Origin of the sequence: Salinibacillus aidingensis (genome assembly GCF_039522525.1) — a bacterium.
GTDB classification, from domain to species: Bacteria; Bacillota; Bacilli; order Bacillales; family Alkalibacillaceae; genus Salinibacillus; species Salinibacillus aidingensis.
The window spans coordinates 184,979-203,223 of sequence record NZ_BAAADO010000001.1; the positions used below are offsets into that span (position 1 = coordinate 184,979).

An 18,245-nucleotide genomic window follows, 5' to 3' on the forward strand; every position below is an offset into this window, starting at 1 on the left:
ATTAGCAACTCTCCTCCATAGTTATCTATATTTCTTTATAATCATAATTATAGACAATGGCATTATAAATCGTCAACTTTTTTGATTTTCTTCTCTTTCTTTTCCCCTTTATATTTTCTCCATCCTACATATAATAATGTGATGATAATCACACCACCTACAGAGAAAATTAACCAGGCAAAGGAGGCATCATCATCTTTTTCGTTACTTACAGGCGTATCCAGCTGATGAAACGTTTCAAGCATAACATTTAATGCACGAAGCATATCTTCTTCATTCTCAATTTGATTTAAATTTACAAATTGTTCATCCAGTTTTGACCAAAGCTTGGTGTCCTCCCTGATTTTTATGGCAGGATAAACGATGCTGTAAAGATCCATAACCTGGGAAAATTCTGCCGGTAAACTTCGAGTTTCACTTTGGAGACCATTTGCAATCTGATTCGTCAATTCATTTTTCCATTTAGCTACCATTTGACTGTCAGGGTTTTTGGCACTTTCCATCATAAGGACAAATGCCAGAGCCTTGTCCACTTTTAATTCATGATTTTCTATACCAGACTGTAGATGCCTAATCGTATTTTCGGTAATATCAATAACATATTCCAGCTTCTCTTCCGACAAAGACAAATGGTTCGTTTCCAAAGCGGCGACAATCTGGTTTAACTTTTCTCCGGCTGCCTCATACTTTTTCGCATCGGTCAATTCATAAACCGTGTAAACCTCATCCAGCAGATCATAGGGCTGTCCTTCCTGATGATGGGCAAAAACAGGTATAGTCATGGCTGTTAATAAAATGACTGAAAAAATCAGTACCGATAGCTTGACTTTTTGATTTTTTACTACCATAAGACTTGTCCCCTCTCCTTACACACTACTAATAAAACGGTATGCAGGTCAGGGATTATGTAGAACCTTAACTTTCGCTAAATGTTTTTCTTACATTCATGAAATAAACCAGTCCAATCGAAAATATACTTAACCAGAATGTAAAGTATCCAATTTCATTCATATAATCCATCAGATCCCCATAAACTGGCATCATTTCAAATACGTAATCGATCACATCATTATGTAGCGTCCATACAGCAGCAACTACTAAGTGTCTCAGTCTTATTTTATAAAATGGTGTATACAGCACAGCCTGAACTGCCATAGCACCGTGAGAAATAATGAGCATGAAAGCAACCGGGCTTAAGGATCCATTCATAAGGAACGTCAGCCCATTCATGACAACGGCCCAAATCCCATACTTTACTAAAGTGACAAACGCCAGGGCTTCAATATATGGAGCATTCTTATCCAAAATAAAAAACAGCAAAACGATGACAAAAAATAAACTTGCTGTTGGGCTATCGGGGACAAAGATCAAAAATTTGGCAGGTGTGACCGACAGTTGACTGTCATACCATAAATATCCATACACGGTTCCTAAAAGGTTGATAACAAATAACAATAACAGGAATCGCTTATCCATAAACAACGCTTTATATATAGTCATAGATATAACCCCTTATACGTGAAAGGAAGCTGACCACATTAAGCCAGCTTCCTCTAATTACAATGATTATGTCGTTCTTATGATAAGTAGTACTTGCCAACCATTATTCAGAACCTAAACCAGCAATAAATTCAGATAATTGCTGCAGCTCTTTATCAGAACCTTTAAATTGGTCGGCTGGCATGGATCCTGTACCATTTACGGCAATGTCCTGAATTTCCTCAGGAGAAAGACCAGTTCCAATTAAAGGAGGTCCACTGGCTCCTTCTAAATTTTCACCGTGACAGGACATACAGCTTTGACTGGAGTACACCTGATAGCCTGCACTTTCCTTATCAATCTCGACATCTTCAACAATTTTGTTTTGCTCAGCACGAGCTTCCCAATTAACATGACTAGCTGCTTCCCATGTCAGGTAAAAAACAGCAGCAATAGACATTAGCATGAGACTAGTTGCAATCGGTCGTCTTGTTGGTCTGCGTTCAGGGCCCCGATCCAGAAATGGAGCAAGGAAAAGTGCACCAAATGCAAGTCCCGGGATAATTACTGTACCAACTACAACAAAGTCACCACTGGCAAACGGATACTTCAATAGCTGGTATAGAAATAAGAAATACCAGTCAGGCAACGGAATATATCCCGGAGTTGTAGGATCCGCCATGGTTTCAAGCGGAGCAGGTGCAGCAACTGTGAGACATAAAAATCCAACGAGGAATACAGCACCAGCAAGCCATTCCTTCAACAGGAAGTTTGGCCAAAACGGTTCCGTACGACCAGGATATTCAGAATAATCTTTTGGAATGTGGCGATCATCATTTTCACGAACACGAGAATCGCCTACAAATTTCATTCCCTTTCCTCTATGCACCGGAAATCCCTCCTTCTTCTTTCAATTGATTCTTACAATGGTCCAGAAATACCTTGTCGACGAATCATAATAAAGTGGATCGCCATTAGTACAAATAATGCAGCAGGAAGGAAGAAGACGTGAATAGCAAAGAACCTGGTTAGGGTTTGTGCCCCAACAATATCAGGGTCTCCTGCCAGTAATATCTTTAAGTCCTCTCCAATGAATGGTACACTTTCTGCTATTTGCAAAGTAACCTCGGTTGCGAATAACGCTTTGTTATCCCAAGGCAATAAATATCCAGTTAATCCAAGCGCTAACATAACAAAGAATAATAGAACTCCTACTATCCAGTTCAATTCACGTGGCTTTTTATATGCACCCTGGAAGAATACGCGTAAAGTATGTAGAAAGAGCATAACGATGACAACGCTGGCACCCCAGTGATGCATTCCGCGAACAATTTGTCCATGTGCAACTTCCTGTTGTAAATAAAAAACTGAATTCCAGGCATTCTCTATATCAGGTACGTAATACATGGTTAAAAACATTCCGGATAATATCTGTATCACTGTAACGAAGAATGTTAAACCACCAAAACAATACACAAATGCAGAGAAATGATGAGCAGGGTTTACATGCTCTGGAACTTCATGGTCCGCAATATCACGCCAAATAGGTGTTATGTCAACACGCTCATCGATCCAGTCATAAATCTTTTGCAGCATGTATTACGCCTCCTCTCTTGGTATGGCTTTACCCAGATAAAGAATTCCGTTTTGAATTTTGTGCTCATAAACACTTAAAGGTGCTGTTGGTGGAGTGTTCGGAACATTCACACCGTCTTTTGTGTACAGACCATCATGACATGGGCAATAAAAATGCTGAGGATAGTCGTCATTTGTGTTCCATCCTACAACACAGCCCAAATGGGTACAAGTTGGGTCAAAAGCTACTATACTGCCATCTTCCTTTTTGTAAACAAAGGCGGTTTTTTCCACAGTTGATTCATACCATGCATCAACCTGGTCAACTTTGAATGTGACTTTCTGTGGTTCAGTAGTAATATCCTCTACAGCGATATCTGCAGAAACAAATTCTCCTTCTGCTTCTGGCTGCAGAACAGGATCTATGGCAAATCGAACCATTGGAGCCAGCATTCCAGCAGCCATAAATCCACCAACACCTGTTAGTGTATAGTTTAAAAACTGCCGACGGGAAACTTGGTTTTTCTTGTCTTCGCTCATTTTTGTTTTTCCCCCCTCTTCTCATGTATTTCAACGATTAAGGTCGTAAAAATTATACATGTTTACTAGGACATTACAATGATAGCGCAATCTGGAAATCTGGTCAATCCTATTCATCATTTTGTACAATATTGTTCAAAAATAATTTTGAATATTATTAATTTCAGATTGCCTTTATTCTGACCAATAAGATTTAATCAGATCCGTAACCTGCTCCAATTGATCCAGCAGAAGTTTCTGGGTTTCTTCATTGTTCAGGTCACCCTCCTTCATTACTGGTACCCACAGCAAATGTCCCTCTAAACCTTTTTCGTATTTTTTCCACCTGGAATCAAACGTTAACCAGAAAACATACTTAAATGGCTGCTTGCTAATTTCCTCATAAAATAAATTTAACCGTTCAGTTTCCTGTTCCAGAGTTGAAGACTTAATATAAGTATAAGACGGAAGACGAAAAACTCGTCCCTTATATTCCTTTTCCAGTCGATCTGAAAATAATTCCATAACTTCATTCTGATACGTCAAAGATGCAAGCTCCTCATCTGAACGATCTAAAGAAAACGGAACCAAAGGGATGATTGCTGTATCAATATACTCCTTGGACTTTACATATTGCTGGATATCCTGCTTCTTCCATTTCATCCCACACACTCCTATATATTTATTTTCTACTACATTTTACTAAAACTATTCATAAAGATAAACTTTTTTATAAGAAAAACGGAGGCGACCGGCCACTAAAAAAAGACTACCCATAATAGGATAGTCCCTTCAAAAAAGTGTATTCACTGAATACAGGTTTCGTCTGAAAGCTGATGCAGCTGTTTAATCAGGTAATGAAATCTCTCTTTATCACCTTCATCGAGTGCCTGATCAATTTCTTCCTGTATTTTTTTTAATTGAAATTCATAAATCATATGATTCAACAATTTTTCTGCTTCCTGCTGGTCTTTTTCCGTAATGAAATAATCTTCTGGTAAATAAGGGTTTTCTTCCCGTACACCTGCATAACGAAAGCTTTGGTTTGCATTTTGAAAATTAAGCTGGATATAGATGGTTTCATGGTCATTTAACCGGATATCATGGAACGATTTTTCAGGATCGGATGTCATGACTTGTTCTTTATAAAAGCGAAACGGAGGATCATCAACACACTTCGTTGATATAACCACACCTTTAGGGCATAGTCTTGCCTCATCAACAAAATGAACATTTTTGAGAACCCGTTCGTGGTTCATCAGATAATTCAATATCCATACACTTTCTCTTCGTTTTAATTGAAAATTATTTAAAAACCAGTTAATAAATCTCTTTTTTTGAAGAACAGATACAGTCATGAACGAAAAACCCCTCCTTCCATTTCGGTCCGTCAGCTCTACTCGTTTAAACGGAGTAAAAATTCCTCCACATATGTGTCAGATGGTTCAATGGATAAGTATTTGTTGAGAACCTCCCTGGCTTCTTTCATCCTCCCTTCTTCTACTAACATATACCCATATTCCTTTAAGAAGTCTGCATCGTTTGTAAATGCATTATATGCTTCCTGGTAGTTGTTTAATGCTAAATCATACTCTTCTAATTCATAATATGCCTTAGCTAATTCCCATTGATACAACGGGTCCAGCTCTTCCTCGCGTTTTAAATTTTCTAATAAATCGGTGATATTGTCATGATCCTCCTGCTTCTTATAAAGTTCTACCAGTGCAACCACCGCTTCCTTATAGCCAGGGTCAATTGCAATAGCCTCCCGGAGATCCTTAAAAGCTTCATCAAGTTTACCTAATTGGTTCGCTATCTGACCTGAAAGGAAAAACAGCTCTTTATTCAATCCTTCTTCTGTTAGTCCTTTTTTTGCTGTTTCATAGGCCTTTTCGAGCATTCCTTCCTGTTCATAAGCTTTGGCCAACAGGGAATATACCGAATGATAATAGGGATCCGCTTCTAATAACTTTTCCCACATATTAATGGCAATGTCCATTCTTTCTGACCGATAAGCTGTAAAGCCATATCTGAATAGAAATTCCGGAGAATCGGTCCCATCAGACATTTGGAAATATTCCAGACCTTTTTCCCAATTTCCTGCAAGTGCTAATGCTTCGGCTAACCGGTGTAAGACATTTACGTCATTGAAAGTCGTATCTTCTTTCAGAGCTTTTTCATAATGGGGAATGGATTTATTATAATCACCACTGGCAAATAATAATTCCCCTAAAGCAAAATCAATGACAGGTTCGTTCGGCAGAATTTGCTTAGCTTCTAACAGCTTTTGCTCTGCTACTTCATAAAGCCCCTGGGACTGATATAAATCTGCGAGCTCCAGTAAAGAGGGAATATAATAGTCATCGTCCTGCTCAAATTGATTAAGAAGGTCAATCGCCTGGTCATCCTGTTCTTTATCCACATAAATCTCAGCTAAATAGAGTTTAAGCTCTCCCTCCTTTGGGTACTTATCCATTAACTGGCGGAAAAGCTTCTCTGCCTGTTCCAGATGCCCCCATTGATGATAAAGCAAACCCATATTAAACTTCTCATCATCATTTGCTTCCGCTTCATAAGATTGTAAAAGCTTTAAGCCTTCCTCTGTGTCTCCCTGTTCCACTTGTTGTCTTGCTTCTTCAATGATATGCATATCCTGAACCCTTCCTTTACAATCCTTTGTTCCAAAATTGTGCTTTTAATGTATGATCGCAGAATTCACCGAATCCTTTGTTATCATAGATGGTTTGATTTAATTTTACCACGTTCCCCCTAATAATCGAAATATAAGGAACCTGATCTTTTTGACAATAATGGTTCATTTGATTCGAGTTAACATACAAATTAAAATCTGTGTCATTATATATTTTTATTTCGCCTTTTTTGTTGGAAATTCCTGTTTTTGAGAGGGTTTCTGCTGATAAGGGAGTGTTGGAGATTACTTCGGAAAGGGTTTGAAATCCCGACTCAGTCAGTTCCTGCATTACCAAGTCTGATAGAGGGTGTTTTATGCAGCCGATTGGAATATTAACCAGAGCCTGCATTTGATTTAACCATCCCCACGGAATATGGGTTAAATCATGTATCTGATTAGCATAAACAAGAATAAACGGGACTTTCTGAATGCCAAAATATCGCACCATTTCCGGCGTTAAATACTTTATATTCATTTTCGGAACAACCAGATAGTCAATCGCAATTCCTGATAATTCTTCACAGTAATGATGAAACCTTTGCTTCCAGTCTGTTTTTCTCCCTAAGTCAAATGTGGAAATCAGTAGTGAAGCACCTTTGTATAAATATCTGCGAACATAGTGGTCCTGCAAAGACTTATCTGTTAATGGGAATTCTACATCAGCATAAATTTTACCTGGGCTCATTTTGAAAACATCTGCCTGAATTTTTCTCTGTGGAATCCAATCAAGATAATGAGCAGGGAGAAAAAGATCCTCCGTGAAAACAACCTTCTTTCTTTTCCACACATCTTCCTGTTGAATCAGAATGTTTTCAAAATAAAAAGCCTTCACATTTTGCCACCCTTTCTGTATTGATACAAAATATGAAGACTTTTTCAATTTTATACGACATTACACTACAATGGACGACTCAAAGATTGCAAATCCTTAAAAAAATCCGGGTAGGATATTCGGATACAGTCCGGATCTTCAATTTCAACGGGTTCACTCGTTATAAGTGAAGCAATCGCCTCCATCATTCCGATGCGATGATCTCCATAGGAGGATACTCTGCCACCTTTTAGGGGAGTACCACCCTGGATGACCATACCATCTTCACGTTCTTTAATGGAAGCTCCAAACTTCTTTAAGACCTGAACAATCGTTTTGATTCGGTCTGTTTCCTTAAAACGTAATTCACTGGCATCCTTAATCACAGTTTCTCCGTCCGCCTGTGTTGCCAATAATGCGAGCAGAGGGATTTCATCAATCACTCTTGGAATCATGTTCCCGGAAATCACCGTTTCCCCGAGGTTCCCTGACGTAACGTAAATGTTTCCTACCGGTTCATCACCGATATGCTTCGTTGTTTCAACCTGAATATTGGCGCCCATTTTTTTGACCACATCAAGAATTCCGGTTCTTGTTGGGTTTAGACCGACACCTTTAATCGTAATCTCGCTCTGATTAGCTAAAATAGCACCGGCTATAAAGAAACTTGCGGAAGATATATCCCCAGGTATGGATAATTCTGTTCCCTTGAGCTTCTGATTTCCAGTGACAGAAATAGCTGGTCCAGAATGGTCCATATTTCCGCCAAAGGCAGTAATCATTCGTTCCGTGTGGTCTCTGGTCGGCACAGGTTCGGTAACAGTTGTCGTTCCATTGGCAAATAAACCCGCAAGCAGGATCGCTGACTTAACCTGTGCACTATTTACAGGTAATGTATAATCAATGGGGATGAGCTGACCTCCTCTGACACTCATGGGCAATAACTTCCCATGACGACGACCATCTGATTGGGCTCCCATTTGGTGTAAAGGAACCGTTACTCGGTCCATGGGACGTTTGGAAAGAGATTGATCCCCTGTCAGGACAGTGTGAAAAGGCTGGCCTGCCAAAACGCCAAGCAAGAGCCGGGCTGTAGTTCCCGAATTCCCCAAATGGACAGGTTCAGCAGGTTCTGAAAAATACTCGGCTCCATTGCTTTCAATGGTAACCGTTTGTCCGACCAGGCTCACATCAACTCCCATCTCTTGGAACGCTTTTATTGTAGAAAGACAGTCTTCTCCTGATAAAAAATCATGAATAATCGTTGTACCACTGGCCAGCGCCCCAAATATAACCGCTCGATGGGACATTGATTTATCGCCTGGTACTTGAATATCCCCCTTTAAAGTACTATTTTTCAGATGAATGGTCTTCTGCATCTTACCACACCTTTTTTATCTTTATTCATTTAGAGAAACTTCGTAGCCATTGTTCTCCAGCACTTTCATAGCTGTCCACTGCTCTTCTTCTGTTTGCAGGGTCAGCCTTAATACTCCGGTCATATTTTCTCTGATTTCCAGGATATTAATGTTAATAATATTAACTTCATGTTCGGCCAGCTTTTTCATAACTTTATATAATTCTCCCGGCCGATCATATAAATCAACAAAAATATCATAAAAGTTTGGAAGTGCACCTTTTTTCTTTTTTGGTAGACCATCACGATACGTTTTGGCCGAGTCGAGGTATTGATGGACATCCTCATGTTTATTTGAAACAAGCAGTTCTTTAACATTTATCATCTCGTCAATCCACTCTGACAGGAATTCCACCATTTCCCGTTTGTTTTGAAAGAGGATGTCTTCCCACAGCGCAGGATTGCTTGAGGCAATTCTTGTAATATCTCTAAATCCCCCAGCGGCCAGTTTAGGGATAAAAGGATACTCATCCTGCCAATTTCTCGCCTGATGAACAAGTGAGGAAGCAATCAGATGCGGAAAGTGAGATACGATTCCTGTCATTTTGTCATGCTCTTTGTCCGTTAGTTCAACAAAAAGGCTTCTCGTGTGTTTTAATAAATCCTTGAGTAATCGCACTTGCTCATCAAGACCCGGCTTGGACGGTGTTAAAATGTAGTAGGCATTTTCAAATAAATGGCTCTTAGCTGCTTCAATCCCATGTTTATGAGAGCCTGCCATTGGATGTCCGCCAATGAATTTTATATTTGAAGAAGATAATGATTTCGCTGCTTCCATAACAGGTTTTTTCACGGAAGAAACATCTGTTACAATCTTCTCATTCTGAATATCCAGTTCATTGAGTTGCTTTATATATTCTATAGTAATCTGAATATGAGTACCCAAAATAATAATGTCTGCCTTATGTACACCTTCTTCAAAGGAGGCAGTTGCTTCATCAATAATGTTATATTTCAAGGCATATTCGATTGTATCTGGGTTGGAATCCATACCAACCATCCATGCTTTCGGAATATTTTTTTTAATATTTTTAGCCAGGGATGCTCCTATTAATCCCAGTCCCACTATAAAAACTCTGCTCATCTTATTCCTCAACTCTCCTTACTGCAGGCATTCAGACAATGCATTTGTAAATTCTTTCATATCTTTTTCCCTTCCAATAGTCACGCGGATACTCTGATCAATCCCCAATAATTCCCCGGCACGAACGATAAAGCCATGATCCAATAATTGATCAGAAACTTCCAATCCGGATTTAGGAAGATGAATAAGAAGAAAATTCGTTTCTGAAGGATCATAGGTCAGGTGATGCTGCTCGCAAAAGTGTTCTACTTCATGACGGACGTTTTGATTCAGCTGCCTGATTTCTTTAATATATGTCTGATCCTCAAGAGCATTAATAGCTGCAAACTGACCAATAGATGTGACATTAAAAGGACCTCGGATGGTATTTAAATGACGAATAATTTCCTCAGAACTAATCCCGTAGCCTACGCGAAAGCCTGCTAAACCATAAGCCTTCGAAAAGGTTCTTAATACAATTATATTCTTATAGTTTTCCAACAGGGATAAAGAATCCGGGTAATCTTCAGCTGAAACGTACTCATAATAAGCCTCATCAAGTACAACTAAAACATGCTCAGGGCAGCGGTCCAGAAAAGACTTCAGCTGTTTTTCGTTTATATAACAGCCAGTAGGATTATTCGGACTGCATAACCACACGATTCTTGTCTTGTCATCAATCGCTTCCAGCATCTGTTCAAGCTGGTGATGACCATCCTTTACAGGGATTTCCCGCACCTCAGCCCCTTCAACCGCAGCATGATGCTTATATTGGGGGAAGGTAGGATGAGCCATGACTGTATTAGCACCCCCTTCAAGATAGGTACGGCACAGCATCTGAACAATTTCATCTGAGCCTGCACCGAAAATGAGCTGGTCCATATCCACATTTAAATGAGCTGAGACACGCTCCCTCAGTTCTCTTGCATAACCATCAGGATAAAGGTGCAAATCTTCCCCGAAATCACTCAATTTTTCCAGAACTAACGGCGATGGACCATAAACATTTTCATTGGATGCCAGCTTAACAATTTTAGAAAGATGACGTTCTTTTTTAACTTCATTAATTGTCTTTCCCGGTTTGTATGGTGTTAATGATGGGATAATGTTTTTGGTCTTCATGATTGAAAGCCTCCTCTACTTAATTAAATCAGGACGTAATTTTTTGGCATCACCGTGATAAATATGCTGGATTTCTTTCTGATTTCGGTCGGTTTGGGCTGTAACCATCACCCTAATACACTTTTCCAGAGCTTCAGGAACAGGGATTTCGGTCGTACACATAACAGGAACGTAAGTCCAGCCATCGAGCATGCGCATCCCTTTAGCCGGAAATGCCGCATTTAAATCTGGTGTAACAGAAATTAATACAGAGACTATATCCTCAGGCTGTATTTGATTTTTTTCGGCCACGTCCTTTAACAAATCCCTTGTAGTCTTATGTATTGCTTCTGTTTCATTTGCTTTTACCGTTGCTGCTCCTCGTATTCCTCTGATCATTCCATCACCTCGTTCATAAAGCTTGTTAATTCTGTGAATAATCGATGTTCATCAATCGTGCATATTAGGGGTTTTCCCACTTCCTTTAATAAAACCATGCGAATTTGACCCTTTTGATTCTTTTTATCAAGTTTCATTCGATCCAGTAAGGGGGAGATTTGCAGATCTTTACAAATGTCTAAAGGATATTGCAGCTGTTCTAACCAGGTTTTAAAGTTCTGATAAGAAAAAGATAAGGATAAATAGCTCTGACTTACCCGAAGAGCAAATAACATACCTATAGCTACGGCCTCTCCATGAGTAATGGCGCCATACCCGGATTCTGCTTCAATCGCGTGGCCTAGTGTATGTCCAAAATTCAAATAGCTCCTGACTCCCTTTTCCTGTTCATCTTCCTCCACAATATGAGCTTTGATCTTAATTCCATTGTAAAGGGCTTCCTCTAAAACAATTGGATGGATGTTCTCCAGCGCTTGCACCTCATCCATCAGTTGGTTAAGCATCCTTTTATCCGCTATCAGGCCATGCTTGACTACCTCAGCAAACCCTGACCTTCTCTCAACAGCAGATAGAGTCCTTATCGTTGACAGATCGTAAACCACAGCCTTAGGTGCGTGGAACGATCCAATTAAATTTTTTCCTAGAGGATGGTTGATGCCTGTCTTCCCTCCCACACTGCTGTCATGAGCCAGAATCGTGGTCGGAACCTGGATATAGTCAATTCCCCGCATAAAGGTGGCAGCTGTGAAGCCAGCCAGGTCCCCAACAACTCCGCCACCTAATGCAACAATAAGCGAATGACGATCCAGACCGTTTTGAATGGCATACGTTTGCAGTTGTTCAAAAACATTCAATTGCTTAGACTTTTCCCCGGCCGCTATCGTATAGGAATAAAGCTGGTCTGTTTCCATTTGCAGTGCCTCTTCTGCGTCTTTTAAGTAGCCCAACTGCTCCACCTGACTATCCGTGATGATTAATATTTTGTCATAAGACTTGGGTAAATATTTTGACAGTTCAAAGCGCAAGTCCGGACCTATATAGACGTTATAGGCCCCTTGACTGGCGTTGATTTGTAATGTTTTCATCTAAAAACCCCTTATTTCTTCACGATAATCCTCAATAGCCTGTTTTAATTTCGGGAATTGGTCATGCGGAAACTGCTCCAGTAGGGTTCGTGCAACCTCCCAGGCCACTACATGCTCCATCACAACGGAAGCAGCAGGTACCGCGCATGAATCGGATCGTTCTATACTGGCTTTAAAAGGCTCTTTGGAGTCGATATCTACACTTTGCAGTGGTTTATAAAGGGTTGGTATAGGTTTCATGACTCCACGGACAACGATTGGCATTCCGGTTGTCATTCCACCTTCAAATCCTCCTAATCGATTGGTTCGGCGATAATATCCTCTTTCCTCACTCCAAAGAATTTCATCGTGAACTTCACTTCCATTTTTCCGGGCCGCTTCAAAGCCAATTCCAAATTCTACTCCTTTAAATGCATTTATGCTGGTCACCCCGCCAGCAATACGAGAATCTAACTTTCTGTCATAGTGAACATAGGAACCTACACCTGCAGGCATACCTTCTACGACCACCTCACAGACACCGCCTATAGAATCTCCATCTTTTTTGGCCTGATCAATTGCATTCTTCATCGACTCTTCAACATTGGGATCTAATGTCCGAACTGGCGATTCTTCTGAAACTTCCGCTTTCTTCTGAATAGATAAATCCACATCATCGGCACGTATTCCGGCGATTTCCTTTACGTAGCCGACCACATCGATGTCCAGTTCCTTTAAAATCTTTTTGGCCAGACTGCCGGCAGCTACCCTTGCTGCTGTTTCTCTGGCGGATGAACGCTCGAGAACATTCCTCATATCCCTATGACCGTATTTCAGCGCCCCATTCAGATCTGCATGTCCAGGACGGGGTCTCGTAATTTGTCTTTTAATTTTCTGTGTATCTTCTATGGGATCCTCTCCCATAATGTTTTCCCAGTGTTTAAAGTCGTCATTTTCCACGACAAACGTAATTGGGGATCCTAATGTATAGCCATGGCGTACACCACTTTTAATTTCAACCAGATCTTTTTCTATTTTCATCCGTCTGCCGCGGCCGTGTCCCTTTTGCCGTCTCAATAACGACTCACTAATATCACTTGATAAAAGAGGTAAATTTGCCGGAACTCCTTCAACGATTGTCGTTAATTGTTTTCCATGTGATTCTCCTGCCGTTAAATAACGCAAAATAAACCCTCCAATATTTATGTATACGTCTGTATTTTTATTACTATATCATACACAACCTGATTTGTGTTTGCATACTGCAGATATTTTTACAAAAATCAAAATTTATTATATATAAAAAACACTTGAAGCTTATTCAAGTGTTTGTTCTTTCGCGTTTTGTTTTTCATAAAAAAAGGTATCCACGGTTTGGAACTGATATTGTTTCGGATTAAAAATTTGTTCGGTGCTACCCACAAAAAGGATCCCATCATCAGCCAGGGAGTGACTGAATCCCTGATAGATTTCCTCTTTTGCTTCATCTGTAAAGTAAATAAGTACATTCCGGCATACAATTAAATCATATTCCCGTCCATAAGTATCCTTAAGCAAATTATGTTTTTTAAAGGTGATGGCCTTCTTAAGATTAGGGTCAATGGTATAAATGCCATTGTTTTCCTGAAAATACTTACGCTTCAAGTCTTCCGGGACCTCTTTCAGTGATTTACCTGGGTACACTCCATTTCGAGCCGCCTGCAGAGCATTTTCATCTATATCGGTCGCCACGATCTCAACATTAGATAATGAAATATGCTGATTCATAATCATGGCAATCGTGTATGGTTCTTCTCCGGTAGAACAAGCCGCACTCCATATTTTCAAATGCTTTTTCCTGGTTAACAGTTTAGGAATAATGGTTTGATCAAGGACATCCCATCGTTTTTTGTTGCGGAAAAACTCAGATACATTGATGGTAATACGATTTAAAAACTCGTGATAGTATTCCTTATTATTAATGAGAAGATTGTAATAATCATCAAACGACTGACAGCCCCGTTTTTCTCTCAGTGATATCAGACGACGTTTCATCTGCTTTTCTTTATATAAAGACAGGTTTATACCCGTCCTTTTATGGATACGTTCTGTAAATTGTTCATAATCCCCCATGGTCGTTCCCCTTCTATAAATCATTATAAATGAAAGAAGGCCAGTGAAGTACTGGCCTGTTCTATACTAGTAAATCCACTTTTGGTCATCTTTTGTAAAGGATAAGAGATCATTCTGGTTAAAGAACAAGTTGATTTCTCTTTCTGCACTTTCAGATGAATCTGATCCGTGAATCACATTTTTGCCCACAGTAAGTCCAAAATCTCCTCGAATAGTACCCGGAGCTGCTTCCTGCGGGTTCGTTTTCCCCATCATTTGGCGGGCCGTAGCAATTACATTTTCACCCTCCCATACCATGGCAAAAACAGGGCCTGAAGTTATGAAATCAACTAGTTCACCAAAAAACGGTTTATCCTTATGTTCACCGTAATGTTCTTCAGCAAGCTCATTGGATATTTGCATAAGCTTTGCAGCCGATAATTGAAATCCTTTCTTTTCAAATCTTGTTACAATTTCCCCTACAAGGTTTCTCTGCACTCCATCTGGTTTAATCATTAGAAATGTTTTTTCCATCTTTACACCTCTTTTTATAGTAGATTGTGAAAACGCTTCAAGCCTCTAAAAGTTTAACAAATTTTGTGTTTTTTGACAATTCTTTTAATAGCTTCTTTTGCCAATATATTTCGCGATGTCCATCAAAGCCTTCTTCGCCTTGGATTGTGGCAGAACTTCCAACTGTTTATAGGCTTTTTGTAAATAGAGTTCACTTACGCGAAATGACTTTTCAATAACATCAGATTGCTTGATTTCCTCTACTATGTCAGCAAGATCCTTACTTACCACAGCTTGTCCACGGGATTGTTCAAAGCTGCTGGCCAATCTTTGCTTAAAAGAAGTGTCTTCTAATTTATATAAAACGGGTAACGTAATATTCCCCTGAAACAAATCACTTCCAGCCGGCTTCCCCAGCTTTTCTGGTGTTGCGGTGAAGTCTAAAATATCATCAATGATTTGATACGACATTCCTATATAGTAGCCATACTTAGCCAAGGCTTTTTGATAGTCAGCCGGAGCGTCCGCAACAATGGCTCCCAAATGACAGCTGCTTGCTATAAGAAGTGCTGTTTTCCGTTTTATACGTCTTAAGTAATTTCTAAAGTTCTGATCCAGATTATATTGATCCTTTAATTGTTCAATTTCCCCTTGCGCAAGTTCAACAATGGTATTGGACAGGATCAGATGTGCTTTCGGGTTTTGAATAACAGACAGGATTTCAAGAGCCCTGGCAAACATATAGTCTCCAGTATACATGGAAACCCGGTTATCCCATTTAGCATTAATGGTTTCATGGCCTCTTCGTAATTCTGCATCATCAATCACATCATCATGCACCAAAGAAGCCATATGCATCAATTCGAATGAAGAAGCGACATGTTTAATTTTTTCCAGGTCGTAATGACCAAACTTTGCAGCCAGCAAAACAAAAACAGGTCGAATTCGTTTTCCGCCTGCTTTTAGTAATTGAGTAGATGCTGCCCGTAAAACAGGATGATCTGCTTTAACTGTATATAATAATTCCGACTCAATAATATCTAAATCATGATTTAAAAATTTATAAGATAAAGGTAGTTTCATATGTTTCACCTATATTTCAAATATCTGAATATGTGATCATTTTTCCGGCTTTGTTCCCAGATGCATGGCTGCAACTCCGCCAGTATAACTTTTTATCTGAACATCCGTCAAACCAGCTTCCAAAAACAACGCTTTAAGTGCCTTTCGATCCGGGAAGTCTTTTGCTGATTCATGCAGCCACGCATATTCATTATAACTTTTGGCAAAGATTTTTCCGAAAAGGGGCATTACAAATTTAAAATAGAGATAATATAATTGCCTGTATACGGGAATGGTTGGTTGCGAGGTTTCTAAACAGACCACTTTTCCTCCTGGTTTAATCACCCTGGTCATTTCTTTTAATACATGCAGATAGTCAGGGACATTCCGCAAGCCAAATCCGATGGTCACATAATCAAAGGAGTTGTCTTCAAACGGAAGATTCATTGCATCCCCATGCTTAAAAGAAATTTGAGGAAGGGGTTCCTGGTCCAATTTAGTTTGAGCGATGGAAAGCATGTTCTTGCTAAAATCGAGACCGGTCACCTGTCCACTCTTACCTACAACTTCTCCAAGTGCAAACGTCCAGTCTCCTGTTCCACAGCAAACATCTAATGCCTTCTCCCCTGGTTTTACTTCCATTCGTTTCATGACATCTTTTCGCCAGGCTTTATGCCTCTGAAAAGAAATGACAGAGTTCATCACGTCATATTTATCATAAATCTTTTCAAATACATGGTGAACTTTCTCTGCTTTTGAGCGCTGATCCATTTTCTTATCCTTCCTCCAATAAGATTCCCTGTTTCTGTGAAATTCTTTTCAGTTCATTCATTAAAAACATTCTCAATTCATTAAGGTGCAATGGTAACGATTGGATTAATGATTCTAACCTGATCATAATTCCCGGTATCATATTTTCCACCATCCGAATGACATCATCTTCGTTATTACTTTGACTGAGCAAGGTTATCACAGCCGACTTCTGTTCCTGAGCATATGTTTTCAACTCCAGGAATAACCGCTTCATAAGCAGCCAGTTTTTTATCACATCATGGTGTTCCGTCATTTTAAAGTATTCAGCCACATGGATCACGATGGCTGATTCGACTTCTTTCATCTCTTCTATCAGATGCTCAATGGAATGGATATCACTGTGATAAATCATCATTTTTCTTTCATTTATCGTTCGAATGGCACCAGCAATCACTTCGATTAAATCTATATATTCAACGCGGGATAAATTGTGGTAAAACTTTCCACTCAACAGGTCACCCACTAGAACATTCATCTGCTTTTGCTGATTTATCTGATCATGTTTATAGGAATGAATGGATACAAAATCATGAATGTCCAGTGCTGTCTGTACATACATAATCGCCTGAATTATTTGCTCTTTTTCCTTACGGGCGAGGTTATCGGAATAATCCAGAATAGTGTCCAAAAATAAAATCTTATCTTCAGAAAGAACAGGCTCCCTTTTTATGTCTCCAAATTTCTCATCAGCAAATTGGATGATATGATCTTTTATTTTCTGTATAAATTTGGGATCCAAATCAATCACCTTGACCCTTTCTCACAGAACCCACTTCAAAAACTTTTCATTGCTTGATTAAATATCCTGATTTTCTTCAGTATGTATTTCACCATGACTGGTTTGAACGATGGCTTTGCCCCGAACCTTAACAGCTGAAGTGTGTTCAGTAAACTGAGCAATCATTACTTCTCCTCTATCTAACTTCTCGGAATGATGAAAACGGGTATCTGTACCTCTTGTTAGTCCATTTACGTTTACACCATCTTCTAAAGCTTTTATAACAAAAAAATCCGAACCAGAAGAACTTGTACTCATCTTATGCAGTTCCTCCTCATAAACTTTTTAAGGTACGTTCATATTTTAACATTATCATTCCCTATAATCTATTGAAAAATGTTAAAAAGGAGCATAAAAAAAAGAGGGTTTGAAGACCCTCTTTTTTTACAGCCCTATGTATAGCTTATTTCACAGCATCCTTAAGGGCTTTACCAGGTTTGAATGCAGGAACTTTGCTGGCTGGAATTTCAATCTCATCACCAGTTTGTGGATTACGTCCTTTACGAGCCGCACGCTCGCGAACTTCAAAGTTACCAAACCCGATAAGCTGGACTTTATCTCCGTCAGTTAAGGAATCAGTAATGGATTCAAATACGGCATCTACAGCCTGAGCTGCATCCTTTTTAGAAAGATCGCTTTTTTCAGCAACTGCATTTACGAGTTCTGTTTTATTCATATCTTTCACCTCCTCCCAAATGCAAACAATCGAATGAGCGTAAAAGGAATTTTAAAATTCCAATCATCCCATTTGTTAACAATTTTCATACATTTTATACATGTAAGTCATTCAAAAATGATGACAAGCCTTATCATAACCGAATTTTCGAGGAATTTCAATAAAATTAGGCAAAATTCTTCTGTATTTGAT

General features: G+C 39.4%; 22 protein-coding genes. All 22 read right to left on the reverse strand.

The genetic code is table 11. The features are described from left to right. Positions 1-62 precede the first annotated feature (62 nt). Positions 63-848, reverse strand: a complete 786-nt coding sequence (locus ABD006_RS01015; protein ID WP_343836551.1) for a sporulation protein YpjB — start codon at positions 846-848, stop codon at positions 63-65. Positions 849-915: 67 nt separating this feature from the next. After that, entirely contained in the window at positions 916-1,500 is a 585-nt protein-coding gene (lhaT, locus tag ABD006_RS01020) for a lipoprotein heptaprenylglyceryl N-acetyltransferase LhaT (protein WP_343836554.1), read from the reverse strand. Positions 1,501-1,603: 103 nt separating this feature from the next. Beyond that, the gene (locus tag ABD006_RS01025) at positions 1,604-2,368 is read right to left on the reverse strand and encodes a menaquinol-cytochrome c reductase cytochrome b/c subunit (protein WP_343836556.1); all 765 of its coding nucleotides are present in this window, start codon (positions 2,366-2,368) and stop codon (positions 1,604-1,606) included. Positions 2,369-2,400: 32 nt separating this feature from the next. Next, positions 2,401-3,075, reverse strand: coding sequence for a menaquinol-cytochrome c reductase cytochrome b subunit (gene qcrB, locus ABD006_RS01030; protein ID WP_343836558.1), 675 nt, complete (start codon positions 3,073-3,075; stop codon positions 2,401-2,403). Positions 3,076-3,078: 3 nt separating this feature from the next. Further along, on the reverse strand, positions 3,079-3,594 hold the full coding sequence (locus ABD006_RS01035) for a ubiquinol-cytochrome c reductase iron-sulfur subunit (protein WP_343836561.1): 516 nt from the start codon (positions 3,592-3,594) through the stop codon (positions 3,079-3,081). A 174-nt stretch (positions 3,595-3,768) separates the two neighbouring features. After that, a complete protein-coding gene (locus tag ABD006_RS01040; RefSeq protein ID WP_343836563.1) occupies positions 3,769-4,236 on the reverse strand; it encodes a DUF2487 family protein in 468 nt (155 codons plus the stop codon). A 143-nt stretch (positions 4,237-4,379) separates the two neighbouring features. Beyond that, positions 4,380-4,931, reverse strand: coding sequence for a ReoY family proteolytic degradation factor (locus tag ABD006_RS01045; RefSeq protein ID WP_343836565.1), 552 nt, complete (start codon positions 4,929-4,931; stop codon positions 4,380-4,382). 38 nt (positions 4,932-4,969) lie between these two features. After that, the gene (locus ABD006_RS01050; protein WP_343836567.1) at positions 4,970-6,223 is read right to left on the reverse strand and encodes a tetratricopeptide repeat protein; all 1,254 of its coding nucleotides are present in this window, start codon (positions 6,221-6,223) and stop codon (positions 4,970-4,972) included. 16 nt (positions 6,224-6,239) lie between these two features. Continuing rightward, positions 6,240-7,097, reverse strand: a complete 858-nt coding sequence (locus ABD006_RS01055) for a hypothetical protein (protein WP_343836570.1) — start codon at positions 7,095-7,097, stop codon at positions 6,240-6,242. 65 nt (positions 7,098-7,162) lie between these two features. Next, positions 7,163-8,455 (reverse strand): 3-phosphoshikimate 1-carboxyvinyltransferase, encoded by a 1,293-nt coding sequence (gene aroA, locus ABD006_RS01060; protein WP_343836573.1) that lies wholly within the window; start codon positions 8,453-8,455, stop codon positions 7,163-7,165. A 21-nt stretch (positions 8,456-8,476) separates the two neighbouring features. Further along, positions 8,477-9,577, reverse strand: coding sequence for a prephenate dehydrogenase (locus tag ABD006_RS01065; protein ID WP_343836575.1), 1,101 nt, complete (start codon positions 9,575-9,577; stop codon positions 8,477-8,479). An 18-nt stretch (positions 9,578-9,595) separates the two neighbouring features. Beyond that, positions 9,596-10,678, reverse strand: coding sequence for a histidinol-phosphate transaminase (gene hisC / locus ABD006_RS01070; protein WP_343836578.1), 1,083 nt, complete (start codon positions 10,676-10,678; stop codon positions 9,596-9,598). Positions 10,679-10,693: 15 nt separating this feature from the next. Continuing rightward, positions 10,694-11,056 carry a chorismate mutase gene (gene aroH, locus ABD006_RS01075; protein ID WP_343836580.1) on the reverse strand — a complete coding sequence of 121 codons (363 nt, stop codon included), beginning with the start codon at positions 11,054-11,056 and terminating at the stop codon, positions 10,694-10,696. Further along, positions 11,053-12,141, reverse strand: coding sequence for a 3-dehydroquinate synthase (gene aroB, locus ABD006_RS01080; RefSeq protein WP_343836582.1), 1,089 nt, complete (start codon positions 12,139-12,141; stop codon positions 11,053-11,055). The genes aroH and aroB overlap by 4 nt, the downstream gene beginning before the upstream one ends. Then, entirely contained in the window at positions 12,142-13,305 is a 1,164-nt protein-coding gene (gene aroC, locus ABD006_RS01085) for a chorismate synthase (RefSeq protein WP_343836584.1), read from the reverse strand. A 132-nt stretch (positions 13,306-13,437) separates the two neighbouring features. Beyond that, a complete protein-coding gene (locus tag ABD006_RS01090; protein ID WP_343836586.1) occupies positions 13,438-14,232 on the reverse strand; it encodes a CheR family methyltransferase in 795 nt (264 codons plus the stop codon). Between the two features lie 66 nt (positions 14,233-14,298). Next, positions 14,299-14,745: a nucleoside-diphosphate kinase gene (gene ndk, locus ABD006_RS01095; RefSeq protein ID WP_343836588.1), complete on the reverse strand. Its 447-nt coding sequence runs from the start codon at positions 14,743-14,745 to the stop codon at positions 14,299-14,301. 84 nt (positions 14,746-14,829) lie between these two features. Further along, complete coding sequence (hepT, locus tag ABD006_RS01100; protein ID WP_343836590.1) at positions 14,830-15,807, reverse strand: heptaprenyl diphosphate synthase component II; 978 nt, start codon at positions 15,805-15,807, stop codon at positions 14,830-14,832. Between the two features lie 36 nt (positions 15,808-15,843). Next, complete coding sequence (locus ABD006_RS01105; protein ID WP_343836592.1) at positions 15,844-16,557, reverse strand: demethylmenaquinone methyltransferase; 714 nt, start codon at positions 16,555-16,557, stop codon at positions 15,844-15,846. Positions 16,558-16,561: 4 nt separating this feature from the next. Beyond that, positions 16,562-17,347 carry a heptaprenyl diphosphate synthase component 1 gene (locus ABD006_RS01110; RefSeq protein ID WP_343836594.1) on the reverse strand — a complete coding sequence of 262 codons (786 nt, stop codon included), beginning with the start codon at positions 17,345-17,347 and terminating at the stop codon, positions 16,562-16,564. Positions 17,348-17,395: 48 nt separating this feature from the next. Next, on the reverse strand, positions 17,396-17,635 hold the full coding sequence (gene mtrB, locus ABD006_RS01115) for a trp RNA-binding attenuation protein MtrB (RefSeq protein ID WP_343836598.1): 240 nt from the start codon (positions 17,633-17,635) through the stop codon (positions 17,396-17,398). Between the two features lie 145 nt (positions 17,636-17,780). Then, the gene (locus tag ABD006_RS01120) at positions 17,781-18,053 is read right to left on the reverse strand and encodes an HU family DNA-binding protein (RefSeq protein ID WP_177167322.1); all 273 of its coding nucleotides are present in this window, start codon (positions 18,051-18,053) and stop codon (positions 17,781-17,783) included. Between the last annotated feature and the right edge of the window lie 192 nt (positions 18,054-18,245).

What these genes read in the sequence shown, in the direction of transcription:
- ABD006_RS01040 (WP_343836563.1), bottom strand. Translation starts at nt 4,236, where the DNA reads ATGAAATGGAAGAAGCAGGATATCCAGCAATATGTAAAGTCCAAGGAG.
- ABD006_RS01050 (WP_343836567.1), bottom strand. Translation starts at nt 6,223, where the DNA reads ATGCATATCATTGAAGAAGCAAGACAACAAGTGGAACAGGGAGACACA.
- ABD006_RS01105 (WP_343836592.1), bottom strand. Translation starts at nt 16,557, where the DNA reads ATGGATCAGCGCTCAAAAGCAGAGAAAGTTCACCATGTATTTGAAAAG.
- ABD006_RS01090 (WP_343836586.1), bottom strand. Translation starts at nt 14,232, where the DNA reads ATGGGGGATTATGAACAATTTACAGAACGTATCCATAAAAGGACGGGT.
- hisC (WP_343836578.1), bottom strand. Translation starts at nt 10,678, where the DNA reads ATGAAGACCAAAAACATTATCCCATCATTAACACCATACAAACCGGGA.
- qcrB (WP_343836558.1), bottom strand. Translation starts at nt 3,075, where the DNA reads ATGCTGCAAAAGATTTATGACTGGATCGATGAGCGTGTTGACATAACA.
- mtrB (WP_343836598.1), bottom strand. Translation starts at nt 17,635, where the DNA reads ATGAGTACAAGTTCTTCTGGTTCGGATTTTTTTGTTATAAAAGCTTTA.
- ABD006_RS01120 (WP_177167322.1), bottom strand. Translation starts at nt 18,053, where the DNA reads ATGAATAAAACAGAACTCGTAAATGCAGTTGCTGAAAAAAGCGATCTT.
- ABD006_RS01015 (WP_343836551.1), bottom strand. Translation starts at nt 848, where the DNA reads ATGGTAGTAAAAAATCAAAAAGTCAAGCTATCGGTACTGATTTTTTCA.
- aroB (WP_343836582.1), bottom strand. Translation starts at nt 12,141, where the DNA reads ATGAAAACATTACAAATCAACGCCAGTCAAGGGGCCTATAACGTCTAT.
- ABD006_RS01045 (WP_343836565.1), bottom strand. Translation starts at nt 4,931, where the DNA reads ATGACTGTATCTGTTCTTCAAAAAAAGAGATTTATTAACTGGTTTTTA.
- ABD006_RS01035 (WP_343836561.1), bottom strand. Translation starts at nt 3,594, where the DNA reads ATGAGCGAAGACAAGAAAAACCAAGTTTCCCGTCGGCAGTTTTTAAAC.
- hepT (WP_343836590.1), bottom strand. Translation starts at nt 15,807, where the DNA reads ATGAAACTACCTTTATCTTATAAATTTTTAAATCATGATTTAGATATT.
- aroH (WP_343836580.1), bottom strand. Translation starts at nt 11,056, where the DNA reads ATGATCAGAGGAATACGAGGAGCAGCAACGGTAAAAGCAAATGAAACA.
- lhaT (WP_343836554.1), bottom strand. Translation starts at nt 1,500, where the DNA reads ATGACTATATATAAAGCGTTGTTTATGGATAAGCGATTCCTGTTATTG.
- ABD006_RS01065 (WP_343836575.1), bottom strand. Translation starts at nt 9,577, where the DNA reads ATGAGCAGAGTTTTTATAGTGGGACTGGGATTAATAGGAGCATCCCTG.
- ndk (WP_343836588.1), bottom strand. Translation starts at nt 14,745, where the DNA reads ATGGAAAAAACATTTCTAATGATTAAACCAGATGGAGTGCAGAGAAAC.
- aroA (WP_343836573.1), bottom strand. Translation starts at nt 8,455, where the DNA reads ATGCAGAAGACCATTCATCTGAAAAATAGTACTTTAAAGGGGGATATT.